General features: G+C 67.7%; 20 protein-coding genes. 15 read left to right on the forward strand and 5 right to left on the reverse strand.

Annotated features, from left to right (window positions below; genetic code table 11):
• Nucleotides 1-10: 10 nt before the first annotated feature.
• The 6 genes from DBO33_RS12810 to hisH all read left to right on the forward strand — a co-directional run bounded on the left by DBO33_RS12810 (nt 11) and on the right by hisH (nt 6775).
• Entirely contained in the window at nt 11-1669 is a 1659-nt protein-coding gene (locus tag DBO33_RS12810; RefSeq protein WP_456093876.1) for a protein kinase domain-containing protein, read from the forward strand.
• Nucleotides 1670-2339: 670 nt separating this feature from the next.
• Nucleotides 2340-2942, forward strand: a complete 603-nt coding sequence (locus DBO33_RS12815) for a maleylpyruvate isomerase family mycothiol-dependent enzyme (protein ID WP_234390809.1) — start codon at nt 2340-2342, stop codon at nt 2940-2942.
• Nucleotides 2943-3043: 101 nt separating this feature from the next.
• Entirely contained in the window at nt 3044-4381 is a 1338-nt protein-coding gene (gene hisD, locus DBO33_RS12820; protein WP_107655230.1) for a histidinol dehydrogenase, read from the forward strand.
• The gene (locus tag DBO33_RS12825) at nt 4378-5511 is read left to right on the forward strand and encodes a histidinol-phosphate transaminase (protein WP_107655231.1); all 1134 of its coding nucleotides are present in this window, start codon (nt 4378-4380) and stop codon (nt 5509-5511) included. Before hisD ends, DBO33_RS12825 begins: the two co-directional genes overlap by 4 nt.
• A gap of 20 nt (nt 5512-5531) precedes the next feature.
• Nucleotides 5532-6149, forward strand: coding sequence for an imidazoleglycerol-phosphate dehydratase HisB (gene hisB, locus DBO33_RS12830; RefSeq protein WP_107660219.1), 618 nt, complete (start codon nt 5532-5534; stop codon nt 6147-6149).
• On the forward strand, nt 6146-6775 hold the full coding sequence (gene hisH, locus DBO33_RS12835) for an imidazole glycerol phosphate synthase subunit HisH (RefSeq protein ID WP_107655232.1): 630 nt from the start codon (nt 6146-6148) through the stop codon (nt 6773-6775). The genes hisB and hisH overlap by 4 nt, the downstream gene beginning before the upstream one ends.
• Before the next feature lie 2 nt (nt 6776-6777).
• Here hisH and DBO33_RS12840 read toward each other — a convergent pair whose 3' ends face one another.
• On the reverse strand, nt 6778-7239 hold the full coding sequence (locus DBO33_RS12840) for a hypothetical protein (RefSeq protein ID WP_107655233.1): 462 nt from the start codon (nt 7237-7239) through the stop codon (nt 6778-6780).
• A gap of 212 nt (nt 7240-7451) precedes the next feature.
• Here DBO33_RS12840 and DBO33_RS12845 point away from each other — a divergent pair, with 212 nt between their 5' ends.
• The 8 genes from DBO33_RS12845 to hisI all read left to right on the forward strand — a co-directional run bounded on the left by DBO33_RS12845 (nt 7452) and on the right by hisI (nt 13265).
• On the forward strand, nt 7452-7979 hold the full coding sequence (locus DBO33_RS12845) for a hypothetical protein (RefSeq protein ID WP_107655234.1): 528 nt from the start codon (nt 7452-7454) through the stop codon (nt 7977-7979).
• 178 nt (nt 7980-8157) lie between these two features.
• A complete protein-coding gene (locus DBO33_RS12850) occupies nt 8158-8598 on the forward strand; it encodes a MarR family winged helix-turn-helix transcriptional regulator (protein WP_107660220.1) in 441 nt (146 codons plus the stop codon).
• Between the two features lie 211 nt (nt 8599-8809).
• Nucleotides 8810-9541, forward strand: a complete 732-nt coding sequence (gene priA / locus DBO33_RS12855; protein WP_107655235.1) for a bifunctional 1-(5-phosphoribosyl)-5-((5-phosphoribosylamino)methylideneamino)imidazole-4-carboxamide isomerase/phosphoribosylanthranilate isomerase PriA — start codon at nt 8810-8812, stop codon at nt 9539-9541.
• Nucleotides 9538-10353 carry an inositol monophosphatase family protein gene (locus tag DBO33_RS12860; protein WP_107655236.1) on the forward strand — a complete coding sequence of 272 codons (816 nt, stop codon included), beginning with the start codon at nt 9538-9540 and terminating at the stop codon, nt 10351-10353. Before priA ends, DBO33_RS12860 begins: the two co-directional genes overlap by 4 nt.
• Before the next feature lie 4 nt (nt 10354-10357).
• Complete coding sequence (hisF, locus tag DBO33_RS12865; protein WP_107655237.1) at nt 10358-11131, forward strand: imidazole glycerol phosphate synthase subunit HisF; 774 nt, start codon at nt 10358-10360, stop codon at nt 11129-11131.
• 110 nt (nt 11132-11241) lie between these two features.
• Nucleotides 11242-12186, forward strand: a complete 945-nt coding sequence (locus tag DBO33_RS12870; RefSeq protein WP_107655238.1) for a TIGR03564 family F420-dependent LLM class oxidoreductase — start codon at nt 11242-11244, stop codon at nt 12184-12186.
• A 298-nt stretch (nt 12187-12484) separates the two neighbouring features.
• Nucleotides 12485-12910 carry a MarR family winged helix-turn-helix transcriptional regulator gene (locus DBO33_RS12875; RefSeq protein WP_199856596.1) on the forward strand — a complete coding sequence of 142 codons (426 nt, stop codon included), beginning with the start codon at nt 12485-12487 and terminating at the stop codon, nt 12908-12910.
• A 7-nt stretch (nt 12911-12917) separates the two neighbouring features.
• Complete coding sequence (gene hisI, locus DBO33_RS12880; protein ID WP_107655240.1) at nt 12918-13265, forward strand: phosphoribosyl-AMP cyclohydrolase; 348 nt, start codon at nt 12918-12920, stop codon at nt 13263-13265.
• A 55-nt stretch (nt 13266-13320) separates the two neighbouring features.
• Here hisI and DBO33_RS12885 read toward each other — a convergent pair whose 3' ends face one another.
• The 4 genes from DBO33_RS12885 to DBO33_RS12900 all read right to left on the reverse strand — a co-directional run bounded on the left by DBO33_RS12885 (nt 13321) and on the right by DBO33_RS12900 (nt 15491).
• Nucleotides 13321-13818 (reverse strand): MarR family winged helix-turn-helix transcriptional regulator, encoded by a 498-nt coding sequence (locus tag DBO33_RS12885; RefSeq protein WP_107655241.1) that lies wholly within the window; start codon nt 13816-13818, stop codon nt 13321-13323.
• 144 nt (nt 13819-13962) lie between these two features.
• Nucleotides 13963-14535, reverse strand: a complete 573-nt coding sequence (locus DBO33_RS12890) for a permease (RefSeq protein ID WP_107655242.1) — start codon at nt 14533-14535, stop codon at nt 13963-13965.
• Nucleotides 14536-14617: 82 nt separating this feature from the next.
• Nucleotides 14618-15079: a peroxiredoxin gene (locus DBO33_RS12895; protein WP_107655243.1), complete on the reverse strand. Its 462-nt coding sequence runs from the start codon at nt 15077-15079 to the stop codon at nt 14618-14620.
• Between the two features lie 118 nt (nt 15080-15197).
• On the reverse strand, nt 15198-15491 hold the full coding sequence (locus tag DBO33_RS12900; RefSeq protein ID WP_107655244.1) for a hypothetical protein: 294 nt from the start codon (nt 15489-15491) through the stop codon (nt 15198-15200).
• Nucleotides 15492-15577: 86 nt separating this feature from the next.
• Here DBO33_RS12900 and DBO33_RS12905 point away from each other — a divergent pair, with 86 nt between their 5' ends.
• Nucleotides 15578-15727, forward strand: coding sequence for a hypothetical protein (locus DBO33_RS12905; RefSeq protein WP_159080228.1), 150 nt, complete (start codon nt 15578-15580; stop codon nt 15725-15727).

Raw genomic sequence — 15727 nt, forward strand, 5'->3', positions numbered from 1 at the left:
CCGCGCCGATGTGGGCGGAGAATATGCCCCCGCTGGCGCGGACCGAAGTTCCGCGGCCCGCTACACTCGTCCCCGGACCGCGTCTGTAAGCAATAAGCGGGATGTCACGATTTCGAGAAGGTTCGGAGTAGGCGCCATCGATACCGGTCAGTTGATCGCGGAGCATTACCGCCTGGTCGAGCGGATTGGTAGCGGCGGCACAGGTGTTGTTTGGCGTGCCATCGACGAGCGCTTGCAACGCTCGGTGGCCGTCAAGCAGATCCATATCAAGCCGAGCCTGCCCGAGGCCGAGCGTGATGTGGTGCGCCAACGTGCGATTCGGGAGGCTCGCAACGCCGCCCGCTTCCAGCATCCGAACGCGATCGTCGTGTTCGACATCACCGAGCATCAGGGTGATCCCTGCCTGGTGATGGAGTACCTGAAGTCCAACAGCCTGGCCGGCGTGCTCTCGACGCAGGGCCCGCTGCCGTTGACGCAGGTCGCCCGCATCGGCGAGCAGGTCGCCTCGGCGCTGATCGCCGCGCACGACGCGGGCATCGTGCACCGCGACGTGAAACCGGGCAACATCCTGCTCGACGACCACGGCACCGTGAAGATCACCGACTTCGGCATCTCCCGGGCCGCCGGTGACGTCACGCTCACCGAAACCGGCCTGATCTGCGGCACCGCCGCCTACCTCGCCCCCGAGATGGCCCGTGGCGCGGACCCGACCCCCGCCTCGGACGTATTCGCCCTCGGCGCAACACTTTTCCACGCGCTGGAAGGTGAACCGCCGTACGGCGCGAATGCCAACCCGCTCGCGGTGCTGTACGCCGCGGCCAACGGTCAGGTCAGCGAACCCCGCAACGCCGGTCCCGCAACGGATTTCCTGCTGGACCTGCTCAGCCCGGAGCCGCAGGACCGGCCGACCATGCGCGCGGCACTCGACCACCTCGCCGCCTTCGCCGACGCCGGCCCCGCACCGGGGACCGCCGGATTCGTCCCCGCCAGTGAAGCTTTCGTGCGCCGCCGCAACGGTGCGCCCGAATCCGCCACCCGGGCCCTGCGGCCCTCGGCGGTGTCGGCTCCGGTCCATCAGCCGACCGAACGCCAGCCCCGCCNGGCCAACACCGCGACCCACCCGCGCACCGCAGCCCAGCCTCGCCCGGTTCCGCGCAAGTCCGGCGGCAAGAGCAAGGCCGTCATCATCGGCGCGGCCATCGGCGCCGTCGTAGCGGTGGGCGCGATCCTCATCGGCACGTTGTCGCAGCAGAACTCGAATTCGCCAACGGTCAACGCAAGCCCGCCGTCCACCAGTTCCCCAACCGGTGGCACGAGCTCGACCCCGCCGTCCGGCGCCCCTGGTAAAACCAGCAGTGATGGCAAGGTCACTCAGGGGCCGGCGGGTCAGCTGATCGTGGACTTCTACAACAACGCCGCAGGCTCGTGGTCGAAGCTCACGCCGTCGGCACAGAAGGGTTACGGCACAGAGCAGGCGTTCCGTCAGTACTGGAGCTCGCACACGATCGATACTTTCGCCGATATCGCAGCCGTCAACAACACCAACAACTCGGACGGCTCAATGGACATGAGGCTGGCCAGCCTCGTTGTCGACGGTCAGGACAAAGAGCTGATCCTGCGGGTAATCAGTTCCGGCGGCAAGCTGCTGATCGACAGCGACACCCGCTAGCTTTTGCGAAAGAAACTCGCGACACGGACCTTTTCGAACTGCTTCGCTGCGGCGCATATCGAGCAACGAGTAAGGGACTGCTGCAGGGCGCTGGCCGACTTATCGAATCGATCAGCGCACTGCGGCAAGTGAGCCACTGATTGTGGCTATGTCTGCCAGGCGATGTAGCAAGAGCTGACCCAGCCGACTCGACCGTTGTCGACAATGCGGACTTGGTGCCACTGGTCGTATACGCCCCCGTTCGGACAGGACACAGATCGGCCCGTAACCTGCGAAAAGTCCTCCAGGCATCGGGGGTAGCCGATTACGTCGATAAGTCCTGCGTTCTCATCGGTCGGTGAGTCGAGGACGACCACCTGTGGATAGCCGATTGCGATGCCGAAATCGCACCTGACCGGCTGCGCGTTCGCAGGAGCGGCGGAGAAAGTCGCCACTACCAGGCCACAGGCAACAGCGATTCCGCTCGCGAATCCAGCAAGAACATTCATGACAACCCCCAGAGTTCAATGGAATTCCTTGGAGCGCTGCCTTTTCGAAATCTTGCTTGCAACCCCCGGACTCAGCTTGGCAGCAGTTCTCCGCTCGCGCAAGGGGGTATGCCAGCGATAGCAACCCCAGCAACGGCACGCGCTACCTTCCTGAAAAGCCTTCGTGCCACTAAACTTTGGACATGGATGTCCGGGGGATGCTGGCCGAAGAACGTGCTGAACTGATCTCGTTGCTGCGCACGTTGAGTGACGAGGAATGGGAGGCTCCGTCGCTGTGCGATAGGTGGCGGGTGCGGGATGTTGTCGGGCATTTGCTCTACGACACCATCGGGCTGCCGACGTATGGGGGGATCGCGGTCCGGTGTGGGTTGTCCGTCGATCGGTTCAATGGTCGGCTCGTGGAGAAAGCGAAGGCGCTGTCGACCGAGGCTTTGGTGGACAAGTTCGAGCATGCGGCAGGGCGGGTCTCGAAGTACGCGCCCCGGTTGGCGCTGGCGGATGTCATGGTCCATCAGCAGGACATCCGGCGACCGCTCGGGCGTGCTCGCACGATTCCGGCGGATCGCCTGATCACCGTCCTGGAACATCCTGACCCGTTCGCCATGCCGTGGCGGCGCACCAGGGGGCTGCGGTTCGTGGCCACCGATGTCAGCTGGTCGAAGGGCCATGGTCCGGAGGTACGTGGCCCGGGGGAGGCGATCGTGCTCGCCGTGGTCGGACGTGCGGTCGCGGTCGATGAGCTGACCGGTGACGGCGTGGTCGAACTGCGGCGGCGCTGCGGGTGAGCCGTGGGACACCACGCGGATAACCGGTGGCGTCGGCCGACTAGGCTGGTAGCTGCAACTTTCCTGTTGCGGATTCGGCTGAAGACAAGGATCGACACCACATGACTACCCGCATCGAGCTCGCCCGCGTTGATCTGCGCGGTCGCACTCCCTCTGTTGCCGAGCTGCGCGCCGCGCTGCCGCGCGGGGGAGTCGACGTGGACTCGGTGCTGCATCATGTGCGGCCGGTGGTGGCGGCGATCCGGGATCGTGGCGTCGCGGCGGCGCAGGAGTACAGCGAGCAGTTCGACGGGGTGCGCCCGGCCGCGGTGCGCGTACCCGCGGCTGAGCTGGAAAAGGCGCTGACCGAGCTGGATCCTGCCGTGCGTGCGGCGCTGGAGGAATCCATCGCCAGGGCCAGGAAGGTGCACGCCGATCAGCGGCGCACCGACAAGACCACCGAGGTGGTGCCGGGCGGCACGGTGACCGAGCGCTGGGTACCGGTCGAGCGGGTCGGGCTGTACGTGCCCGGCGGCAACGCCGTCTACCCGTCGAGCGTGGTGATGAACGTGGTGCCTGCGCAGACGGCGGGCGTCGGCTCGCTGGTGGTGGCGTCACCCCCGCAGGCGCAATTCGGCGGCCTGCCGCACCCGACGATCCTGGCTGCCGCGCGGTTGCTCGGCGTCGACGAGGTGTGGGCGGTCGGCGGCGCGCAGGGCGTCGCACTGCTGTCCTATGGCGGCGTCGACACCGACGGCGCCCAGCTGGAGCCGGTCGACCTGATCACCGGACCCGGCAACATCTACGTGACCGCCGCCAAGCGGCTGTGCCGCGGCCTGGTCGGCATCGATGCCGAAGCGGGCCCGACCGAGATCGCGATCCTGGCCGACGCGACCGCCGACCCGGTGCACGTGGCGGCGGACCTGATCAGCCAGGCCGAGCACGACGTGCTCGCGGCCAGCGTGCTGGTCACCGACAGCGCGGAGCTGGCCGACGCGGTGGACGCGGCGCTGACCCGGCAGCTGACCGTGGTGAAGCACGCCGAACGGGTGACCGAAGCGTTGCGCGGCAAGCAATCCGGGACCGTGCTCGTGGACGACATCGCGCAGGGCCTGCGTGTGGTGAACGCCTACGCGGCCGAACACCTGGAGATCCAGACCGTCGACGCCGCCGCGGTGGCCGCCCGGGTGCGCAGTGCCGGAGCGGTTTTCGTCGGCGCGTACGCACCGGTGAGCCTCGGTGACTACTGCGCGGGCTCCAACCACGTGCTGCCGACCGCCGGATGTGCCAGGCACTCCTCGGGTTTGAGCGTGCAGACCTTCCTGCGCGGCATCCACGTCGTCGACTACACCGAGGCGGCGCTGAAGGATGTCGCCGGTCACGTCGTCGCCCTCGCCAACGCCGAGGACCTGCCCGCCCACGGCCAAGCCGTGCAGGCGCGGTTCGAGGCGCTCTCATGACGAAGCAGGCCACCGTGCCCGGCGCGGACATCAGCTTGGCCGACCTACCGCTGCGGGAAAACCTGCGCGGCAAGAAGCCTTACGGCGCACCGCAATTGACGGTGCCGGTGCAACTGAACACCAATGAGAACCCGCACCCGCCGAGCCGGGCGCTGATCGACGACGTCGCCGAGTCCATTCGGATCGCCGCCGCCGACCTGCACCGCTACCCGGATCGGGACGCGGTGGCGTTGCGCGCCGATCTGGCCGAATACCTCACCAGGCAAACGGGTGTCGCGGTGGACACCGACAATGTCTGGGCCGCAAACGGTTCCAACGAGATCCTGCAACAGCTGCTGCAGGCCTTCGGCGGACCGGGCCGCAGCGCACTGGGTTTCGTGCCGTCGTACTCGATGCACCCGATCATCTCCGAGGGCATCGACACCGAATGGATCGAGGCCAAGCGCGATGCCGACTTCTCCCTCGACGTCGACTACGCGGTGGCCGCCATCGCGGAGCGCTCGCCGAACGTGGTGTTCGTGACGAGCCCGAACAACCCGACCGGACACAGCATTCCGCAGGACGACCTGGCCCGGATCCTCGAGGCGGCGCCGGGCATCGTGGTGGTCGACGAGGCCTACGGTGAGTTCTCCGCGCAGCCGAGTGCCCTCGCGCTGATCGACCGGTTCCCCACCAAGTTGGTGGTGACGAGAACCATGAGCAAGGCGTTCGCCTTCGCGGGCGGTCGCCTCGGCTACCTGGTCGCCGCGCCCGCGGTGATCGAGGCGATGCTGCTGGTGCGGTTGCCGTACCACCTGTCGGTGGTCACCCAGGCGGCCGCGCGGGCGGCACTGCGGCACGCCCACGAAACCCTCGGTAGCGTCGCCGAACTCGCCGCGCAGCGTGATCGAGTGGCCGCGGAATTGACCGAGATCGGTTTCGACGTGATCCCCAGCGACGCGAACTTCCTGCTGTTCGGCCGCTTCACCGACGCGGCACGCAGCTGGCAGCGCTACCTGGATCACGGTGTGCTGATCCGCGACGTCGGCATCCCCGGCTACTTGCGCACCACCATCGGCCTGGCCGCGGAGAACGACGAACTCCTGAAAGTCAGCCGCCTTTTGGTGCACACCGACCTCACGCCCCGATGAATCCGCCTGTGGAGGAAAAGATCATGAACCGAACCGCGCGGGTGGAGCGCGTCACCAAGGAATCCAGCATCGTGGTCGAGCTGGACCTCGACGGCACCGGCAAGACCGAGATCGCCACGGGCGTCCCGTTCTACGACCACATGCTGACCGCACTCGGTGCGCACGCCAGCTTCGACCTGACCGTGCGGGCCGAGGGTGACATCGAGATCGAGGCGCACCACACGGTGGAGGACACCGCGATCGTGTTCGGCCAGGCGCTGGGAAAGGCGTTGGGCGACAAGGTCGGTATCCGCCGGTTCGGTGATGCCTTCATCCCGATGGACGAGACCCTGGCACACGCCGCGGTCGACGTGTCCGGGCGTCCTTACTGCGTGCACACTGGCGAGCCGGAACACTTGCTGCACGCCGTGATCCCCGGGTCGGGCCCCGGCGCACCGTATTCCACCGTGCTGAACCGCCACGTCTTCGAGTCGATCGCGTTGAACGCGCGCATCGCGCTGCACGTGCGCGTGCTGTACGGCCGCGACCAGCACCACGTCACCGAGGCCGAATTCAAGGCGGTGGCACGGGCTTTGCGTGCCGCGGTCGAACTCGATCCGCGGGTGCAGGGCATCCCCTCGACGAAGGGGACGTTGTGAAGTCTGTTGCCCTGCTCGACTACGGCTCGGGCAATCTGCACTCCGCCGAACGGGCGTTGGTCCGTGCGGGCGCGAAGGTCGAGGTGACGGCCGATCCCGAGGTCGCGCTGGCGGCGGACGGACTCGTCGTCCCCGGCGTCGGCGCCTACGCCGCCTGCATGGCGGGACTGCGAAAGGTGCGGGGCGAGCGGATGATCGGCCAGCGCCTGGCCGGTGGCCGCCCGGTGCTCGGCATCTGCGTCGGCATGCAGATCCTCTTCGAGCGCGGCGTCGAATTCGGCGTGCAGACCGACGGTTGCGCCGAATGGCCGGGCACCGTGGCGCGCCTGTCCGCTCCGGTGCTGCCGCACATGGGCTGGAACACCGTGTCGGCGCCGCAGGACAGCGTGCTGTTCGCGGGGATGGACGCCGACACCCGGTTCTACTTCGTGCACACCTACGCCGCGCAGAAGTGGGAGTTGCCGCCCGGCGATCACTTCGACGCCCCGAAGCTGACCTGGGCCGAGCACGGCGTGCCGTTCCTCGCCGCGGTGGAGAACGGGGCGCTCTCGGCGACCCAGTTCCACCCGGAGAAGTCCGGCGACGCCGGCGCTCAGCTGCTGCGCAATTGGGTGCAGGCGCTGTAGCCCTACTTGGTTTCGGCCCGGTTGACCAGCCAGCGGCCGTTCACGTTCTCGACGGTGATCAGCAGGGACATCTTGCTGGTCTTCGGCAGGCCCTCGGTGGCGTCGCTCGTCGTCGTCCGCACCACCTCGACGGTGACGTCCGCCGTGGCCGCGTCGCCGGACACGACCCGGCAATCCACCGAATCGACCTCGGCGCGGGCGTGATTCGCGGCGGCGTTGGCCTGGATGGTCGGCCGGGCCTGCTCGAACTCCATCCGGAACGTCCCGGTGGTCAGCTCCAGCATCTTGTTCGCGTGCTCATCGAAGCTCGCGTAGTCGTAGGTGCCCGCGACGGTGCCGAAGTCGCAGCCGGCCAGCCGCGCTTCCTCGGGCGGCGCGGCCGCGGCGGTCGGTGCGGTGGCGAGCACCGCGGTGCAGGTGGCTGCCGAAATCATGAGCACGGCAGCGAGAGTCGAGCGCGACATATGAGTTCCCTAGGGAGAGTGCGGAAGTAAGTGACCGGAGCGATCGCCGAGGCGAGACACTACCGGTGGTTTCCGTCGAACGGTGCGGCTCGCCGACAAGGCCGTGGTCGTCGGCCTCCGGGTAGACCCTGACCTCGGCGCGGCGGATATGGGGGTCGGCGCCGGATTCGCCTGCGGCGGCTCGGATCTACGGTCGAACCGAGGAGGATGATATGCGCAGTGTCACAGTCCCGTTGGTCGCGCTATCGGTGTATGCGGTGGTCGCGTGTTTCGCGTTCGGCACCACGGCAGCGGAAACAATGCTGTTGTATCCCAACATTTTCCGCGACATCCCCGAGTCTCTGGAGCTCACCGAACAGTTCATGAGCGTGGTCGCGGTCGGTGACGTGATGCGTCCACTCGGTGGTGTGCTCACGCTATGCGCGTTGATCGCAGGGGTGGCGGCGGTGCGCTATCGGATCGGGCTGCGCTGGGTAGGTCTGTCACTGGCCACATTGATCAGCGGACAATTCCTGCTGTCGATCCTGTACCAGTGGCCACGGGCATCGATCCTGTTCGACGACCGCGACAAGCACACCCTCGCCGAAATCGAGAGCGCGGCAAACGAATTCTTGATCGGACAAGGGTTCCGGATCGCCGCGGCGGCGCTGACCGCCCTGTTCGCGGTGGCCGCCGCGCTGGTCTGTTACCGACGCAGGGTGCTGGCACACAGCACTGAACCCGTGCCGTCGTTGACCTGAACCGATGGCAGCAGCCGAAATGGTCCAGTTCGGAATGGTTGCCGGCTGCGGTGGGGCGGCCGGCTGCGGTGGGTGCGAGCCGGACGCCGCGCGACACCGCCGCTGACTGTGCGTCGAGTCGCTGTCCGACCAGCGGCAACATATTGTGGGTGCGACCAACAAGCGTTACATTGCTGGCATGGAGATCTCGCGCGAGGATGCTCCCGCGAAATTGCGGGCCTTGCCGACTCGGCTGGTCAATCAAGTCGCCCTCGTCGCCAACCGGGCGACCGAGCGGGCACTGCAGACCACCGGCTCGCGGCGCTATCACTACGCGCTGCTCGCCGCGCTCGGCGAATTCGGTGCTATCAGCCAGGCCGACCTGGGCAGGCGCACCCGGATCGACCGCAGCGACATCGTCGCCACCGTCAACGAGCTAGCTGACCGCGGCTTCGTCGAGCGCAGCCAGGACACCGGCGACCGCAGGCGCAAAATCGTCACCATCACCGACGCGGGCACGGCCCATCTCGCCGAACTGGACGAGCGCCTGGCCGGTGCGCAGGACGAACTACTGGCCGGTCTGGACGCCGCGGAGCGCGCCGAGTTCATCCGGTTGCTCACCCGCATCCTCGATCGGTGACCCAGCTCCTATCCGCGCAGGCCGGAGACCGGGCGCGCACAGCTAACCACTAGGCTCATGCCCGTGAGTGTGCGCAGCGACCGAACCATCAACACAGCGTCGAGGACGACGACGGAGCCGAGCGAGGCGCAGTCGTGAGGGAGCGCAGCGACCGAACCATCGGCGCAGCGCCCAAGGCGACGACGGAGCCGAGCGCCAGCGAGGCGAAGTCGTGAGCCTTGTACTGCTCCCCGCCGTCGATGTTGCCAATGGCGAAGCTGTGCGCCTCGTGCAAGGTGAGGCCGGTAGCGAAACCAACTACGGCTCCCCCCGTGAAGCCGCCCTGGAATGGCAGCGCGCGGGCGCGGAGTGGGTCCATCTGGTCGACCTGGACGCGGCGTTCGGTCGCGGCTCGAACCGTGAACTGCTGGCCGGGGTCGTCGGCGAACTCGACGTCAAAGTGGAGCTGTCCGGTGGCATCCGCGACGACGACACGCTGGAGGCCGCACTGGCCACCGGCTGCGCCAGGGTGAACCTGGGCACCGCCGCGCTGGAGGATCCGGTGTGGTGCGCCAAGGCCATCGCCAAGCACGGCGAGCGGGTCGCGGTCGGCCTGGACGTGCGCATCATCGACGGAGACTACCGGCTGCGCGGCCGCGGCTGGGTCAGCGACGGCGGCGACCTGTGGGAGGTGCTCGAGCGCCTGGAGCGCGACGGCTGCTCCCGCTACGTGGTCACCGACGTCACCAAGGACGGCACGCTGACCGGCCCCAACCTGGACCTGCTCCGCGAGGTCTGCGCCGCGACCGACGCGCCGGTGATCGCCTCCGGCGGCGTCTCCACCATCGAGGACCTGATCGCGATCGCCGAACTGGTGCCCGACGGCGTCGAGGGTTCGATCGTCGGCAAGGCGCTCTACGCGGGCCGGTTCACGCTGCCCGAGGCGCTGGCCGCGGTGAGATGAGCCAGGACCTCCCCGCACTGCTCGCGGTCGCACGCGAGATCCTGGACTCGGTCACCTCGCGCTTCATCGAGGGGGTCGGCGCGCCGAGCGCGGTGACCAAGGGCCGCAACGACTTCGCCACCGAACTCGACCTGGAGCTGGAGCGCACCATCTCCGCCCAGTTGGAGCAGCGCACCGGAATCGAGGTGCACGGTGAGGAATTCGGCGGCCCGCAGCTCGTGTCGGGCACCGCGTGGGTGCTCGATCCGATCGACGGAACGTTCAATTACTCGTCCGGACATCCGCTTTCGGGCATGCTGCTCGCACTGGTGGATGAGGGCGAGCCGGTGCTCGGCCTGACCTGGCTGCCGCTGCTCGGCCAGCGGTACGCCGCCATCGCCGGCGGCCCGGTGCTGCTGAACGGCCAACCGCTGCCGCCGTTGCCGCACGGAAAGCTGGCCGACGCGATGATCGGCTTCGGCGCGTTCAACGTGGACGCGCAGGGCCGGATCCCCGGGCAGTTCCGCTTCGATCTGCTCGGCCCGCTCAGCAGGCTCTCCTCCCGGGTGCGGATGCACGGCTCCACCGGCATCGACCTGGCGTTCACCGCGTCCGGCGTGCTCGGCGGGGCCATCGTGTTCGGCCACCACCCCTGGGACAACGCCGCGGGCGTCGCACTCATCCGCGCTGCGGGCGGTGTGGTCACCGACCTGGCGGGCGAGCCGTGGACCATCACCTCGGGTTCGGTGCTGGCCGCCGCGCCGGGCGTGCACGAGGAACTGCTCGAAATGATCTGCACGGTCGCCGATCCGGTGATCGCGGAGGAAGGGTGAGCCGATGACGTTGGCGGTACGCGTTATTCCGTGTCTGGATGTCGACGCAGGCCGGGTGGTCAAGGGCGTGAACTTCGAAAACCTGCGGGACGCAGGCGATCCCGTCGAGCTGGCCGCGACTTATGACGCACAGGGCGCCGATGAGCTGACGTTCCTGGATGTCACGGCCTCCACCGGCGATCGCGGCACCATGATCGACGTGGTCACCCGCACGGCCGAGCAGATCTTCATCCCGCTCACCGTCGGCGGCGGTGTGCGCACCGTCGAGGACGTCGACCGGCTGCTGCGCGCGGGCGCCGACAAGGTGTCGGTGAACACCGCCGCCATCGCGCGACCCGAGGTGCTGCGCGAGATGTCGGAGCGGTTCGGCTCGCAGTGCATCGTGCTGTCCGTGGACGCCCGCACCGTGCCGGCCGGGCAACCCGCCACCCCGTCCGGCTGGGAGGTCACCACCCACGGCGGCAAACGCGGCACCGGCCTCGACGCCGTCGAATGGGCAACGCGCGGAGCCGAATTGGGCGTCGGCGAGATCCTGCTCAACTCGATGGACGCCGACGGCACCAAGGCCGGCTTCGACCTGGCCATGATCCGCGCTGTCCGCGCCGCGGTCTCGGTCCCCGTCATCGCCAGCGGGGGAGCCGGTGCCGTCGAACACTTCGCACCCGCCGTGCAAGCGGGCGCCGACGCGGTGCTCGCGGCCAGCGTCTTCCCCTTCGGCGAACTGACCATCGGCCAGGTCAAGGACTCAATGCGCGCGGCGGACATCGTCGTCCGCTAGTCACCGGCCCGGCCCCCGCCGCGATCCGATCGATACACCCGCTGAGTTCGTTCTGTGGCGGAATCCACCGTGTCGGAATCAGTTCCGTGGCGACCGGCGTTGCACCGGGGATGAGCATCGGAGTCTCGCTGTCGCCCTTCAGTCTCGACGCGACCGACAATGTGGTGGACGCTGCGGTGGCCGCAGGCAGGCAAGCCGCCGCGGCCCGGTTGAGTTCGCTGTGGTTCGGGCAGACGTTCAGTCACGACAGCGTCGTGCTGTCTGCGGTGGTCGGACGGGAGGTGCCCGAGCTGGCGGTCGGGACCTCGGCGATACCGATCTCGGCCCGCCATCCGCTGCTGATCGGCAGCCAGGCGCAGACCGCGCAGGCGGCGACGCACGGCAGATTCACCCTCGGTCTCGCCCTCGGTACGCAGGCGTTCACCGAGCCGGCCTTCGGTGTCACATACGACCGGCCGATCGCCCGGCTGCGTGACTTCCTGACCGCGTTGCACGACGTACTCCACAGCGGCACAGTGGATTTCCACGGAGAGACGCTCACCGCGGTTGCGCCGCTGCCCACCGCGGTGGCGGGCGCGAAGCCGACGGTGCCGGTCCTGGTTGCCGCGATGGGTCCACAGGCGCTGCGCGTCACCGGCGAACTCGCCGACGGCGCGCTACCGTTCCTGGTCGGGCCGAAAGCGCTCGCGGAACACATCGTGGCACCCCTCACCAAGGCCGCCGAGCGGGCGGGTCGGCCCGCGCCGCGCATCGTCGCCATGGTTCCCGGTGTCGTCACCGACGACATCGACGGCGCACGCGCGGAAGCCGAAGTGCAGTCCGCCTTCTACAACGACATTCCCTCCTATCGTCGAATTATCGAGCTGTCGGGGGTTTCTCGCGCCGCGGAGCTCGTCGTCATCGGCGACGAACAAACCATCGCCGACCGCGTCGCCGAGTACTTCGAAGCGGGCGCCACCGACGTGGTCTTCGCCCAAACCGACCTCACCACGCCTGCCGATCAGCAGCGCACCTGGCAACTACTCGGCGAACTGAATCGCGCCGCTGAGCGGTGATCTCGCAGCAACACGAGATTGCCCGCCCGGACAAAGATTGCCGACGATTTGGGCGTGGGCCGACGATTTCGTGCGGGGCCTGACGATGTAGGCGGCACCGGACGACGGGGGGTGCGCGGCCGGACGGTGAATATGTGGCCGGACGGTGAGTGCGCGGCCGGATGATGGGTGCGTAGCGGCAGGAACGATGTCTCAGCGGCGCCACCCATTCGCCGAGCGCGCACAGATGCGCCGGCACGCAAGGGCAGGGCCGACACCCCTCTTTGCGCACGCAGGAGCATGCATGTACACATAAGTGGTGTCGAACAGTGCGCACGACGAGCAGATGTGGAACCGGTTGATCGCCCTGCATGCCCAGGTGGAGGGTCGGTTGGCGGCGGCGGTGCAGCGTGGGCACGGCCTCGGACTCTCGGAGTTCCGGGCCCTCGGCTTCCTGGCCGAGGCGCCCGACGGCGAACTGCGGATGCAGGATCTGTCCGCGCGGTTGGGCCTGAATCAGAGTTCGGTGACCAGGCTGGTCGGCAGGCTCGATGTCGCCGGACTGGCCTATCGGGATCTGTGCCCGGATGATCGGCGCGGCGTCTACACGGTGATCACCGACAAAGGGCGCGAACGGCTCCGGTCCGCCGGGGACACCTACCGCGACACGCTGACCGCCGCACTCGACGAATCCGACAGCGACACCGTGGCCGCCCTGCGTAATGCCGAGGTCCGACTGTTATAACGGTGCCATGACTCTCGACCCTGCTATCGCCGCCCGCCTCAAGCGCAACGACGCGGGCCTGGTCGCCGCGGTCGCGCAGGAACGCGGCACCGGTGACGTGCTGATGGTCGCGTGGATGGACGACGAGGCGCTGGCCCGCACTTTGGAAACGCGCAAGGCGACGTACTACTCGCGCTCGCGCCAGCAGTACTGGGTCAAGGGGGAGACCTCCGGCCACACCCAATACGTGCACGAGGTTCGGCTCGACTGTGATGGTGACACCATCCTCTTGGTCGTCGACCAGGAGGGCGCGGCCTGCCACACCGGAACGCACACCTGCTTCGACTCCGACGTTCTGTTGGCCGACCCGGCCTAACCGGGTCCTGTGTCGAAGTCCCATCCGGCGCCCCCGGCCGGATTCGACGCTGGGCCTAGGTCTCCGAAGACCGATCTTCCTGGCCGGATCCGGGGGAGCGACTCAACGCATCGGTGAGGTGATCGGCGAGCAGCTCGCTCAATTCCGCCAGCTGCGCAGTCTGTTCCGGCTCCAGCCCGTCGAAAACCAGGTGGCGCACCGCATCCAGATAACCGGGCGCCGCCTCGATGACCTTGTGGTAGCCGTCGTCTGTCAGTACCGCCTGCACGCCACGGCGCCCGGCGGTAGCGGAGCGCTCCGCCCAGCCCATCCGCTCCAGCTTCGATACGACATGCGAAAGCCGTGATAGCGATGCATTTGCCTTGTGGGCGAGGTCACTCATCTGCAGCCGATGGCCAGGTTCCTCGGACAACAGGGTCAAAACCCAATACTCGAAATGGGTGACACCTGATTCGCGCTGCAGCTGGGTATCCAAAGCGCCTGGTAGGCGGGTCATCAGCGCAACAATCGCGCGCCATGCTCGTTGTTCAACCGGGTCGAGCCACTTCGTCACTGTGTGCCTTCTTTCAAGCCAAGTGACGTGGTTTTGTTAGTAAGCCTACCGATTATTGAAAAGCATGTTCACAGTCACCCGTGACTCCGAGTTTGCCACGACTTCGCTCGCCCGTCATGAAGTTGCTAAGGAGCGTGAGCTCACTCACAAACCGTCGGGCCGCGTCATGGCGCTGTCGGCAGGGTTAGCTGGAGCGGTCTGCCGCTTCGGATGCCTGCGCCGCCCCCAGCGCGGGACGACCAGGAACAGCGCCGCGAGGAAGACCGCGGCCGCGGCGATCGCACCGGCCATCGTGGCACCGCGGAAGGCGGGCGCGTCGACATCGAGGATGCGCTGCCCGGCATGCGCTGCGTTGCTGCCGCCGAGCACGATGGTCAGCGTCATCAGATTGGGAATCGCGACGAGTACCGCGATGACGACCGCCGCACCGGCCATGAACCGGCCACCCTTGCGCTTCCACACGCGCACCGCGAACAGCAGCAGGAACAGCGGGACGACCGTGCACACACCGCCGAAGACCAGCCCCCAGCCGATGCCCTTGCTGAAGCTGCCGTTGACCATCTCCGCGATCCGCTGCGCCCACCAGCGCGGGATGAAGGCGGACAGGATGAAGTAGGCGATGAACAAAAGGGCGAGAACCGCAAGCCCGCCGACGGCCCAGGTCTTCCAGGCCGGCCCGGTCGATTTTTGCTGCAGCTGTCCGTCGGTCGCAGTCATGGGGCCAGCGTAAGCCGGATGTGTGCGGAAACGGGCTGTTCGCCTCGGCGTTTCGGCCTGCGGACGTCCCGGTGGCCGGAAACTAGCTCGCGCGCTCGCGCAGGAATTTCAGCGCCTCGTCGGCGTGCACGTTGGCCCGCAGCTCGCCGCTGATGATCTTGCGCACGGTGCGGTCCTGATCGATGACGAAGGTCTGGCGTTTCACCGGCGCCAGCTTGCCGAGCAGCCCGCGCTTCACGCCGAACTGCGCGGCGACCGTGCCGTCGGGGTCGGAGAGCAGGGGGTAGCCGAGGCGCTGTTTGTCGGCGAAACCCGCCTGGGTGTCGACGCCGTCGGCGCTGATGCCCGCGCACGAGGCGCCGAGCGCGGCGAAATCGGCGGCCACGTCCCGGAAGTGGCAGGCCTCGGCCGTGCACACCGGCGTGTTCGCGGCGGGGTAGAAGAACAGGACCAGCGGACCGTCCGCGAGCAACGCGTCGAGCGAACGGGGCGTGCCTGATTGATCGGGGAGCTCGAACTGGGGAGCGAGCTGTCCTGTCTGCATGGAAAGGGACAGTACCGGGCACATGTCGCACCCGGTACCGCACCGTTGCGGCTCAATTGCGCACTCCCGCCTTCGCGGTGGCCAGAGCTGACCTGCTGACGGACTACGCGGCTGCGCCCTACACGCCGAGCAGGGCCGCCACTTCGGGGTTCTTGATCTGCATGACGTCGAGAATGCCGTGCGCGCGCAGGAACGGCCTCAGTTCCTTGATGCGGTCGGCGTGCGTGGCGTACTCGTCCGGAAAATGGTTCTTGTCCAGGGATTCGAGCGCCTTCGCGTAGGTGACGAAGGTGGCTAGTGCATTCGGGGCACCCTGGGGGCCTGTCTTCGACTGCAGACCGACCATCCGTGGGGGCTGGCTCGGCGCACCGCCCGGGGCGGCGTGCCTGCCCTCCGGTTGCGAGGGGTACATCAGTTGTCTCCTCTCGATCATGGGATACCGCGTGCGAGATGGAACGGAGCGAGTGTAAAGACGCCCGTCACACGGCGATCGGGGGCATGAGAACCGGGCGGTCGAGTTTGTTACTGGAGTGGTGGATGTGGTTCGCGCCGTCCGGGCCCGGCGCGTTCGTGGTGGTCGAAACCGGTATCGGCGCGGCCGCCCGGGGTGCGCCGCAGGGCCTGTCGGTGTGGCCTGGGATGATGTGA

Source organism: Nocardia suismassiliense (assembly GCF_900269665.1).
GTDB lineage: Bacteria > Actinomycetota > Actinomycetes > Mycobacteriales > Mycobacteriaceae > Nocardia > Nocardia suismassiliense.